Below are 10,936 nucleotides of genomic sequence, written 5' to 3'. Positions count from 1 at the left end.
TTGTGCTCAGTGTCCGAACGAGGCCGTTTTGGCACTGAGCAGAAAAACGAAAAGGCAGACGATTTCTCGTCTGCCTGAGGTATTACGCTGAAGCGCGCTCATTCCAAGAGTCAGAATGAATGATGTTGCCGTCTTTGAAGGTCCAAGTGATCTTCTCGTAACGGAACTCAATCTCTTCCAGATGGTTGTGTTTTTCTTTCGATGGGTCTTTGATATCCCACATTTTTGGCGCGACTTTCACGACTTTGACGTTTTCGAGCTTGGTGTTGAAGTATTCCACTTCTTGACCCGCGTCATCGATCTTGTACCATTTGATTTCGGCAGACTTCAGGGTCTGGCCAGAAGTCACGGCTTTGTACAGGTAAGGACTTGATGCATCGACTTCTTTGGTGAACACCAGAGGAGTGTGGATACGTGTACCGGTCAGTTTGCCGGTGTTGTTATCCGTTGGGATGTACAGAGAGTGTTCCAGCGCCACCATCTCGATGCTGCCTTCACGCTTTTGTACGTCTACTGAACCCTTAATGTCTGCGCCGCCGTCGTCTTTCAGCCACAGATATGCTGGAATTGCCATGTAAAACTCCTTGTTACTGGGGAGGTACTTATCCGTACTTGGGGTGCTGATAAGTACACTGTTGTAAGCCGCCGAACTTGGCGGCTGGTTAAAAATCTGATGCCTTGGCGGGCAGCTTGCAGGCTCCCGCCTCTGGCACCAGACGAATATCTACCCGCCGATTAGCCGCTCGGCCAACGTCGGTTTCATTGCTGGCGATAGGCTGACTTGCGCCATATCCCTGCACCGCGAAACAGGTCATCGGAATATCCCCCATGCTGCGCATCCAATCGCGTACCGCTTCGGCGCGTGCTTGGGAAAGCGTGACATTGCGCTGCGGATTACCGGTGGAATCGGTATGTCCGGCGATCACAATCAGCCAGCCCGGCTGCGCTTTGATGTCGACTAGCGCACTGACCAACACCTTGGTGGAGCCCGCTTTTAGCTTCGCGCTGTTGGTATCAAACAGCGATAGACTGTCTAAGCGCACCGCTTTGGGGATCACCACCTTGGCTTTTTCCTGTACCTTTTCCGGCGGCGGTGGCAGATAGGTGGCAATCGTGGCCAATAATGGCTGGCGCAAACGCTCCCCCGGATACAGCCCTAATCCCATGCGCAGCGGGACGCCCTGCCGATAGTTGTTATCCAACAGCACTTCGTCTTGGATCAGCACGTCAACCGCGTGCTTTTTCGCCACGTAGTCGGTCATGCGAATCGCGTTGTAGCGCTGGATATCGTCACTTACCTGCCGCAAAAGCTGGCGGTTATGCCACGCGGAGCTGCCTAGCGCCGCAACCGCTGCCAGCGTAAATAGCCCAATGCCCCATGCCTGCGTCCGGCGCAGCGGAGTAAACCCCGACTGCTGAGGCAACAGGCGCAGCAAGCGATCGGGGAAAGCCAATCCGCCGCTCGATTCAGCGTGGGTCATTTCGCCCTTCGCGCCATCGCTGAGCGTGGTTTTGCTTACTAGCCACTGCTGCCACAGCGAGTGATTACCCACCGATGCAGGCAGCGCCGCGACCGGCGATAGTGCAATCGCCACCGGTCGACAGGCCGGAGCCGAATGCTCCTGACGCTGACAGTGCGGCAACACAAATTCAGCCATCCATTCGCGCCAGCTTTTTACCGTGACCGCACACTGGAAACGTTCGGCGCGCTGCGTTTCGTCTTCATCGCTACGATTCGCCGCAAGCCAGTCAGCCAGCGCGCGCGGAGCCGAACGCCCAATGCCAATGCTGCTTTCCGCCTGCCCTGCCAGCCACTCAAACCACAGTTCATCGGGCTGATGCGTGTTGGCGATCGCCAAATAGCTGGTGAACAGCACCGGCGTGTCTCGGCCACACAGCTTGCTGACGCGTGATACCTGATAACAGAACTCACGCATTTGCCCAGCGAGCACGGCGGCATCGCTTTGCTGCTGTGGGTTTATCACCCGCAAGATGCTGATTTGCTCACTCCAACCGGCGCGCTGCGCCAGCATAGAATCAACAAAATCCACCAAGCGAAGCTCTGGCGGTAAGCGCAGATAACAGCCCTGCGGGGTTTCTCTTACGTTGGCTGGACCAAACAGCGCATCAACGCCGTCGCCGCACACCACCACCACCGGATGACGGAAATGCTCAGGTGGTAAATCAGCGGTAGCCTCCATCACATGGGCATTCACACGCCCTGCGCGCCGCCAACCGATAACCACCACCAGCAAGACCACTACGATGGCGATAATTTGCCCCAACAGCGTCAACGGCAGCCAAACTAGACACAGTAACAGCGCGAGCAATCCGCCCCATGCCCATAGGGCGCGCTTGTAGGTGGTGCTCATGTCATCGTCCCTTTATGGCTTGGCGGGTAACAGCGTGGTAACCAGCGTCGTGAGATAGCTGTGAAAGCCCCACCAAACACCGGCCAGAATCACCACCGCCGCAACAACATGAACCCAACGCGAATGCAGCCAGCGATAACGCCGCGATGCAGCGGCGTTCACCAACAACGGTGCGCTTTGATCAACATCCAGCGGCGCTACGCGTTGGCTAAGTTCAGCCACCAGCTGTTGGCGCGCCGGCGTATCGGTTTCGCCATAAACGCCACGAAACCCCAGCATCAACACACGGTGAAAACAGGTCAGCACGGCCATGTTTGGCGCAGGCTCACGCAGCACTTCACGCATGCGTTGATAAAGCAGTTCACCCGCCTGTAGGGTTTGAAAGAAGTGGGCCTGCAACGGCATCGCGTGCCAGGCAGAGTAGCCGTCGTCTTGGGGACGCCCCAGCACCGTTTCATCCAGCAAAGCACACTGGGCGTAACGAATATGATCGATGGCACTCTGATGCATGCCCGCTTCTTTCAAAGTCTGTTCGGTACGTTCGATATTTTTCGTGCAGTGCTGCCAAAGGGTTTGTCCATGCTCGACTGGAACCCCTTGACGCAGTTGGACCACCAGCAGCCATGTGTCTTGCAGCAGATCGTCGATATCAATCACACTCTTTTTACTCATGCTCTCAGCACCGCATACAGTTCAAGTTGCACATCCGATAAGGTTCCTGGTACGTAAAACGCACACACGCCAGAGGCCAACATCGCCGTCGCCGTTGGATGTTTGAGATCCAAAGCGAAGTACTGATTTTCCAGACGTAGCGGAATGGCGGCAGGGACATGGCTGAGTGGAATAAGCGGAACACCGTTGAGGGCAACGTTGATCAAATTATTGACGTCATCCGGCGCGCCCACTTTGCACAGTAGTGGGAACTGGGTTTGCAGCAGATGAGCCGGTAACGCAGAGCGCACCGAAAGATAGAAATCCGCCTCTTCGCGCAGGCGAGCGTCGTTTAACGCGGCCTGCCACTGGTTTGGACGGACCTTTTCCAGTTCGAGGGCGATCACGCGTGACGGCAAACTGGCTTCTAACAATGTGCTAATCAGGCTGAACAACGGCGGGAATACCGAGCCTAAACGCGCGTGGTCATAGGCTGGAATAGCATCCATATCGTGCTCTAGCGAAAAAGTGAGCAACGCACCGGCCAGCTTCACCAATTCGCGATAAACCAACTCAGGATGCAACGCAGGATGGGTGAGGAAATCATTCAGCACCGGCTGGTAGCTGTTCAGCGCATTCAGCAGCCAAAACAGCGACACATCGGCAACGGCAAAATCGGCCATCCGCTGGTTGCTTTCACGGCGCATGCCCATCAGGCGCGTGCGCTTGGCATGCAGTTGGGTCAATAAACGATCCAAATAGCTGACCAGCGCAGCGTGCGCACCGAACTGAAGCAATGGCGGAACGAACTGCGGATCGACGCCCCAAACACCCTGCACGTCGCGCACTAAGCGCACGGCGGGACACGTTAGGTAATCACCGTTTTCATCACCGTCTAGACGCAGCGTAAGCGCATAACGCGCCACCGCCATGGACTCGGTATCGTTACCAAAAATGTCCTGCACTGATGCCCAATCCTGACGATAGCGAATGGGACGATCGGCTTTGGCATCCATCGGTAAGCAGTTACCGCCATTGGCATGTTCCAACGGCAGCGCCAGCAACAGCGTGGCGCTTTGTGCATCGGCAGGTAACACCTGCGCTAAATCCAGCGCAGGTGGCAACAGATCTGCCCGCTCACTGTCGAGCAACGTACCGTCCTGAAAGCGGACGCTAATGCGATCCGCTTTCAGTTTGCCCAGCCGTAATGCGTCCTTGTCAAACTCAGCAGCTAAGATCCCCCAAGGGTGAACCAGCGCCAGATGAGCGATACACTCATTGGTGTATGCCTCCCAGCGCGCCTGCTGTTGGAACTGCTGCGGAGACAACAATGTCCCAGCAGCCCATAACGGACGGTCAATTTTCATCTTTGCGCTCGGTTCCGATTAGGCTTTGGCTTTAGGCATCTGCGAAACCAGAGACAGGTTCACATCCATTCCTTCAACTTGGAAATGCGGAACAGCAAACAACTTCACGCGGAAGAAACCAGGGTTATCTTCGATGTCTTCAACAGTCACTTTGGCATCGCGCAACGGATGTGACGCCTGTAAGTCATCAGCCGGATCGGTCATTTCTGTGACCAGCCCACGGATCCAATTATTCAGCTCCAGCTCCAACAAACGGCGGTCTTTGGTGGTGCCGATATTTTCGCGCTGGATCAGTTTCAGATAATGCGCAATACGCGATAGCAGGAAGATGTACGGCAGACGCGCGTTGATGCGGCTGTTCGCTGTGGCGTCGTGGGTTTCATACAGCGCCGGTTTCTGGGTGGAGTTCGCCGAGAAGAAGCACGCGTAGTCGCGGTTTTTGTAGTACGACAGCGGGATGAAGCCCAAGTTAGCGAATTCAAACTCGCGGGTTTCTGGGATCATCACTTCAGACGGGATTTTCACCTGATTACCGGTGCCCAAATCGTAGAGATGGATCGGCAGATCGGTAACGGCACCACCGGCCTGCGGGCCACGAATTTGCACACACCAACCGTTGTTGATGAAGCTTTTCACCATGTTGGCGGCGAACGCAAACGAGGCGTTGGTCCACAGGTATTTCTCGTGATCTGGCCCCTTCACCTCTTCCACGTAGTTAAAACTACGCACTGGAATAGTATCTGGACCATATGGCAAGCGGCCCAATACGCGCGGCATCGTCAAACCGATATAGCGCGCATCGTCGCTTTCACGGAAAGATTTCCACTTCAGGTACTCTGCACGGTCGAAGTAGTTACCGATATCTTTGATAGCAGCCACTTCTTCCATAGTGTCTTTGCCGAAGAACGCTGGCCCAACAGAACCAATGAACGGCATATGCGCGGCAGCAGCCACTTTGGAGATATTACGCAGCAAAGCAATATCCTGCGGGCCACGGCCAAACTCATAGTTGGAAATAGTGGCTGCAATAGGCTCACCGCCTGGGGTGTCGTATTCCTGAATGTAGGTATGGGAATACAGGCCGCTTTGGGCAATTTCTGGCGCATCTTCAAAATCCTGAGCCAGATGATCTTTGCTCACGTCCAGCAGCTCGATGCGGACGTTCTGGCGGAAATCAGTTTGGTCAATCAGTGACTTAACGCCGCGCCACGTGGATTCCACGCGCTGGAAATCAGGATGGTGCATCACGGCATCTAACTGGCTGCTAATCTGAGCATCCAATGCGGCAATGTGGCCATCTAGCAAGGTTTTATCCAGTTTTTCAACTTTTTGCGCTGACTGCTTCAGCAGATCTAAAAACACGCTCACGGCGGCGGTAACACGCTCGTCGGCGGAGGTTTCTGCCAGTCCTTCGTTATTTTGGAAGATTTCAATACCGGTCAGCGATGAAACTGGGCTGAGATTGATTTTTTCAAACAGCGATGCATAAACGCCCTGCATGATAGGCGCTTCATTTTCAAGCACAGCGGTAGCATTACCCTGCGCATTTTTTTCCTGTACAGACATCAGCATTTCCTTCTCTTATCCAACCCGGTGATTAACAGTCTTGTGGCGCTAATGCCGCCAATTCCGCGCGCAGTTCATCGCTCAAAGCGTCGTCTTTGAGAATATTTTCGAGTTCACGGCGGAACGTTGCGTTGTCGAGCAGGTTTGATTTGAGATCGCGTAGCAGGTTACGCATGGCGAGCAGAGCACGTAGCTGAGGGATCTGGCGAGCTACCTGTTCAGGTTCGAAATCTTTCATATCATTGAAAGTTAGAGATACCGCGGTATCCGTACCGTCACCGGCCAAAGTATCTGGCACTGCCATTTTTATACTTGGCTGGAATTCACCCAGTACGCTATTGAAGTTATTTTTATTAATATCGATTTTGCTGCGTTCGGAAAGTGGACGTTGTTCTTTACCGTTGCTGTAGTCGCCCATTACCAGTAATTTCAGCGGCAGTTCAACTTTCTTCTGTGCTCCACCGGTATGTAAATCCAATTTGATATTGACGCGAGCCTTGGGTACTTCATTTTGGAAACTTGATGAAGCCATTTACTGTCCCTTACAACTGAAAATTAAGGATAACTGCCAGTCGTGACAAACATTCCCTGCCTTAAATTAAGTCACCGTAAACAGGTGAATTAATTGCGAATAAACGGCGTAGTCAAAACGTTCATCGATTGGCGATATTTAGTATTTCTAGTACATATTTAATTAATAAGGAAAGGTGAGTAAGCAGAATACTCGTGACTGAGTTTAAGAAGTTTTTACTTCTATTAAGAAACGTTTAACTGTTACAGGATGTAACGAAAAGATCGTTTTGTGACATAGATCATCTAATTGAAATGTAAGATATTTCTTACGATAAAAATCAATACCCCTTGTGCTGCAAGGGTTTAAGGCGTCTCAGCACAGGCTTAATCCTAGTCATTTAATAGAATTCAAAAATAAGATATTTCCTCTATGGAATGAGCAAATAAATGACTATCAGACCACACTAGGAACTTTGCTATGAGAATATAAAAACTCAATGAATCGCATCAACTCAATAGCACAAACGACGTTAATAACTTGGCATTAATCCGATAAACATAACCAATATGTCCATATAAATCGGTTGATTTAACGCCATGAGTGGAATTCAGATAAATAATCACCATCCATTTACGGTACGTTTAAAATAAGAGTTTTCTTGCGAACATCGCAGATAATCCAAGATGTTGTTCTCAAGCGATGATTATCAGTTTATGGCTGATGTATATATTAATTTCATCAATTAGCGATAAGTCATTTATATAACCTTTCACTATATTCAGGTCTATGCGGTGGTTTTATCATTGGGTTTGGCACATTTAGCTTTAAAGTAAATAAAATGCATCAAATCGCGGGATAAAATACAGATCAAAAAATAGGCAGAATAAGCGTTGAGGCATAAAAATAGCCCCGCTGTAGGCGAGGCTGATATCTCAGGTGGTTACAATTTATACGAGTGCGTTAAACGGGGGCGCGGTGGCGACGGTCTAAACGCTCTGACGCAGGGGAGAAGTGGCGTCGTTGGTACGATTTGGCTCTTTTAGCATACCAATCAGAAGATCAATCTCAGTTTTGTTCTTGAGTCCCAGTTTCTTCTTGAGATAAGAGCGTCTGTTTAAAATATTTTTGTAGTCGTTACCCTTGCGCTTCGCCTGCGAGCACGCAGCATCCCAGTCCATTAATAACGCCGCAAATTTATTGGAGATATGCTTTTGCAGGCCAAGATAAATTTGCGAGGACAGCGTATTCACCAAATACCCGTGTGAGGTGCTCTGAATAGTGTCAGAGAGCGCTTGCAGATCACCGATGCACGCGATGTTGAGTTCAGGGAAATCTAGCGGGTAGCGGTGCGCCATTTGAGCGTTTTTATTGTCAACGATCAGAACGATACGGCTGCGATAGCTCTCATCGGCCAGACGTTGCAATAAATACTGGATATCAGCGGCGCACGTTAGCACCGTATCAACCACCAATAGCTTAGGCCGAATGATCAGCACTGCTACGGCAGTTTGTATAGGGTTTTGAAACTTGAAGTTTGGGCTGGTTCGAAGTGTTGCTGAACGGCATCCTGTGATGCTCGCAATAGCCGACTGCATGATGTGCGAGCGACTGAATAAGAATATGTCATCCATGATGTCCCCCAAGCAGGGTGCTTCAGCGAAGCATTCACTCAACACCGCATTTACAAGATAGATTATTCACTCATTCTATCAATGGGTATTTCGATAATCAATTTCGATCAAATCTGATCTATTGATCGTCAACACCAATCACAGCCAATCAAAAACGCTCAATTGATCGTCATAATCTATCTTTAATTTCAACCATAAAAACTCATATCATTGATTTTTAATTAGAAAATCAATAACCTTATAAATTGCATGCATAAATCACTTAACATTAACAACACTAACCGTTAGTGATTTATTTTTTTCATCCAGAAAAAACGAAATTTAATACTATTTAGAAAGTTCTTAGAGACGGACAAAACTATAAACAAAGCTTAAGCAAAGCCGCCTTGAGGTGTAATAGGAAACCAATGACTTGCTTTATTGCCGTGTCATACATTGACTATAGTCACTGTCTAGGAAAAACGGGGGAAATTTCATCATTTGTTTTTTGGCAAGAAAAAGGCCACACCGCACGGCATGGCCTTTGTTACGTAGCAAGCAAGCTATATTACTTTTCGGTATTACTTTTCGATGCGTATTACCAATCAATGCCTGCCTGTGCCTGGATACCGCTATCAAAAGCGTGCTTAATCGGCCGCATTTCACTCACCGTGTCAGCCAACGCAATGAGATCTCGATGGCAGGCTCTTCCCGTGATCACCACATTTTGCTGAGCGGGTCGATTTTCAAGCGCGGTTAACACCTCATCAAGTTCCAAATAGCCATAGGTCAGCATATAGGTCAGTTCATCTAAGATAACCAGCCCATAGGCGGGATCTGCCAGCATACGCTTGCCCTGTTCCCACGCCGTTACCGCAGCCCGCGTATCCGACAGCTTATCTTGAGTATCCCAGGTAAAACCGGTCGCCATGATATGAAACTCAGCCCCAGCGCGTTCGAGTAGATTGCGCTCGCCGCTTTCCCACTCCCCTTTGATAAACTGCACCACACCGACTTTCATGCCGTGACCGATTGCCCGTGCGGCCGTACCAAAAGCCGCAGAGGTTTTACCTTTGCCATTGCCGGTAAACACAATCACGATCCCGCAGCGTTTCGTGGCTTCTGCAACGCGTTGTTCAACGCGCTCTTTGAGCTGCTGTTGGCGTTGTTGATAGCGTTCTTCACTCATGACAATGCTCCTATGGGCTATTTTTGACAGCCTGCGCATGCCTTCATCTGGATCTGGTCGAAGAATGAATGGCCTTTATCATCGACCAAAATAAACGCTGGGAAGTTTTTGACATTCATTTTCCAAACCGCCTCCATACCCAGCTCGGGATATTCAAGACACTCCAAGCTTTCAATATATTCCTGCGCCAGAATGGCCGCCGAACCGCCGATACTGCCCAGATAAAAGCCCCCGTGCTGTGCGCAAGCGTCGGTCACCTGCTGGCTACGGTTGCCTTTGGCGAGCATCACTAAGCTTCCGCCGTGGGATTGAAACAGCTCAACATAGCTATCCATGCGCCCACCGGTGGTTGGCCCCATCGAGCCTGAAACATATTCGTCTGGTTTTTTGGCGGGTCCCGCATAATACACGGGATGATCTTTCATATATTGTGGCAACGGCTCGCCCTGCTCTAGGCGTTCTTTAAGCTTGGCATGGACAATGTCACGCGCCACAATCAACGGTCCGTTGAGCGACACGCGCGTCGAAACCGGATAGCGCGAAAGTTCTTGCTGGATCTCCGCCATCGGGCGGTTAAGATCAATATCGACGACCTGCCCTTCTTGATGCTGGCGCATCGCCTGCGGAATGTAGCGTTCAGGATGGCGTTCTAACTTCTCCAGCCAGATCCCCTGCTTGTTAATTTTGGCTTTGATATTGCGATCTGATGAGCATGAAATAGCCATGCCAATCGGGCACGATCCACCGTGGCGCGGCAGACGAATAACCCGCACATCGTGCGCAAAATATTTTCCGCCAAACTGCGCCCCTAAGCCAAACTCGCGAGAAGCCTCGAGCAAGCTCTGTTCTAAATGCGTATCGCGAAATGCTTGACCGTATTCATTGCCGCTCACCGGCAGTGCATCAAAATATTTGGTTGAGGCCAACTTAGCGGTTTTTAACGTTTGTTCCGCCGATAAGCCGCCAATCACGAAGGCAATGTGATACGGCGGGCAGGCTGCCGTGCCTAAACTTTTCATTTTTTCGATCAGAAACGCTTTAAGTTTTTCCGGCTCAAGAATGGCTTTGGTTTCCTGATACAGCGCGGCTTTGTTGGCTGAGCCGCCGCCTTTGTTCACGAACAAAAATGAATACTGCGCGCCGGTGGTGGCAAAAATGTCAATTTGTCCGGGTAGATTGGTCGCGGTATTCACTTCGTTGTACATATCCAACGCCGCATTTTGTGAATAGCGCAAATTGTCTTGGCGGAAAGTATTAAAAATGCCGCGTGACAGCGCTTCTACGTCGTCAGTATCGGTCCAAACATACTGCCCCTTCTTGGCCACAATCGTTGATGTGCCGGTATCTTGGCAGTTGGGCAAGATGCCTTTCGCCGAAATTTCAGAATTGCGCAGGAGCTGTAAAGCCACATATTTATCGTTTTCACTGGCCTGAGGATCTTGCAAAATGGCGGCTACCTGCTGCTGATGCGCAGGACGCAAGAAAAATGACGCATCATGAAACGCCTGTTGAGAAACCAGCGTTAACGCCTCGGGCTCTATTTTAAGCACTTCCTTGCCAGCAATAGTAAAAGTAGAAACGTATTTATCGGTAAGGAGGTAATACTCGGTTTTATCTTCAGATAGAGGAAATATCTCTTGGTAAAAAAAATCATTTTTATGCATTAT

9 protein-coding genes are annotated in these 10,936 nt (G+C 50.4%); all 9 read right to left on the bottom strand.

What is annotated here, in order from left to right; translation table 11 throughout:
• Nucleotides 1–82 precede the first annotated feature (82 nt).
• On the bottom strand, nucleotides 83–574 hold the full coding sequence (locus tag RSC70_RS00475; protein ID WP_025802740.1) for an Hcp family type VI secretion system effector: 492 nt from the start codon (nucleotides 572–574) through the stop codon (nucleotides 83–85).
• 88 nt (nucleotides 575–662) lie between these two features.
• The gene (locus RSC70_RS00470; protein WP_332541284.1) at nucleotides 663–2,372 is read right to left on the bottom strand and encodes an OmpA family protein; all 1,710 of its coding nucleotides are present in this window, start codon (nucleotides 2,370–2,372) and stop codon (nucleotides 663–665) included.
• A gap of 12 nt (nucleotides 2,373–2,384) precedes the next feature.
• On the bottom strand, nucleotides 2,385–3,044 hold the full coding sequence (gene tssL, locus RSC70_RS00465) for a type VI secretion system protein TssL, short form (protein ID WP_304187030.1): 660 nt from the start codon (nucleotides 3,042–3,044) through the stop codon (nucleotides 2,385–2,387).
• Entirely contained in the window at nucleotides 3,041–4,390 is a 1,350-nt protein-coding gene (gene tssK, locus RSC70_RS00460) for a type VI secretion system baseplate subunit TssK (protein ID WP_115103045.1), read from the bottom strand. Before tssK ends, tssL begins: the two co-directional genes overlap by 4 nt.
• A gap of 18 nt (nucleotides 4,391–4,408) precedes the next feature.
• Nucleotides 4,409–5,962, bottom strand: coding sequence for a type VI secretion system contractile sheath large subunit (tssC, locus tag RSC70_RS00455; RefSeq protein WP_038502127.1), 1,554 nt, complete (start codon nucleotides 5,960–5,962; stop codon nucleotides 4,409–4,411).
• Between the two features lie 25 nt (nucleotides 5,963–5,987).
• Entirely contained in the window at nucleotides 5,988–6,488 is a 501-nt protein-coding gene (gene tssB / locus RSC70_RS00450; RefSeq protein WP_025802730.1) for a type VI secretion system contractile sheath small subunit, read from the bottom strand.
• Between the two features lie 968 nt (nucleotides 6,489–7,456).
• Nucleotides 7,457–8,101 (bottom strand): hypothetical protein, encoded by a 645-nt coding sequence (locus tag RSC70_RS00445; RefSeq protein ID WP_130971476.1) that lies wholly within the window; start codon nucleotides 8,099–8,101, stop codon nucleotides 7,457–7,459.
• A gap of 577 nt (nucleotides 8,102–8,678) precedes the next feature.
• Nucleotides 8,679–9,269 (bottom strand): cob(I)yrinic acid a,c-diamide adenosyltransferase, encoded by a 591-nt coding sequence (gene cobO, locus RSC70_RS00440; protein WP_332541282.1) that lies wholly within the window; start codon nucleotides 9,267–9,269, stop codon nucleotides 8,679–8,681.
• A 17-nt stretch (nucleotides 9,270–9,286) separates the two neighbouring features.
• The gene (locus RSC70_RS00435) at nucleotides 9,287–10,933 is read right to left on the bottom strand and encodes a fumarate hydratase (RefSeq protein WP_103009461.1); all 1,647 of its coding nucleotides are present in this window, start codon (nucleotides 10,931–10,933) and stop codon (nucleotides 9,287–9,289) included.
• Nucleotides 10,934–10,936: the final 3 nt, after the last annotated feature.

The sequence above is a fragment of the Hafnia sp. genome (assembly GCF_036648275.1).
GTDB lineage: Bacteria > Pseudomonadota > Gammaproteobacteria > Enterobacterales > Enterobacteriaceae > Hafnia > Hafnia alvei.
This window is presented reverse-complemented; position numbering and strand designations above follow the sequence as displayed.

Coding starts and splice junctions, on each gene's coding strand:
- RSC70_RS00475 (WP_025802740.1), bottom strand. CDS start 574: ATGGCAATTCCAGCATATCTGTGGCTGAAAGACGACGGCGGCGCAGAC.
- RSC70_RS00470 (WP_332541284.1), bottom strand. CDS start 2,372: ATGAGCACCACCTACAAGCGCGCCCTATGGGCATGGGGCGGATTGCTC.
- tssL (WP_304187030.1), bottom strand. CDS start 3,044: ATGAGTAAAAAGAGTGTGATTGATATCGACGATCTGCTGCAAGACACA.
- tssK (WP_115103045.1), bottom strand. CDS start 4,390: ATGAAAATTGACCGTCCGTTATGGGCTGCTGGGACATTGTTGTCTCCG.
- tssC (WP_038502127.1), bottom strand. CDS start 5,962: ATGCTGATGTCTGTACAGGAAAAAAATGCGCAGGGTAATGCTACCGCT.
- tssB (WP_025802730.1), bottom strand. CDS start 6,488: ATGGCTTCATCAAGTTTCCAAAATGAAGTACCCAAGGCTCGCGTCAAT.
- RSC70_RS00445 (WP_130971476.1), bottom strand. CDS start 8,101: ATGGATGACATATTCTTATTCAGTCGCTCGCACATCATGCAGTCGGCT.
- cobO (WP_332541282.1), bottom strand. CDS start 9,269: ATGAGTGAAGAACGCTATCAACAACGCCAACAGCAGCTCAAAGAGCGC.
- RSC70_RS00435 (WP_103009461.1), bottom strand. CDS start 10,933: ATGCATAAAAATGATTTTTTTTACCAAGAGATATTTCCTCTATCTGAA.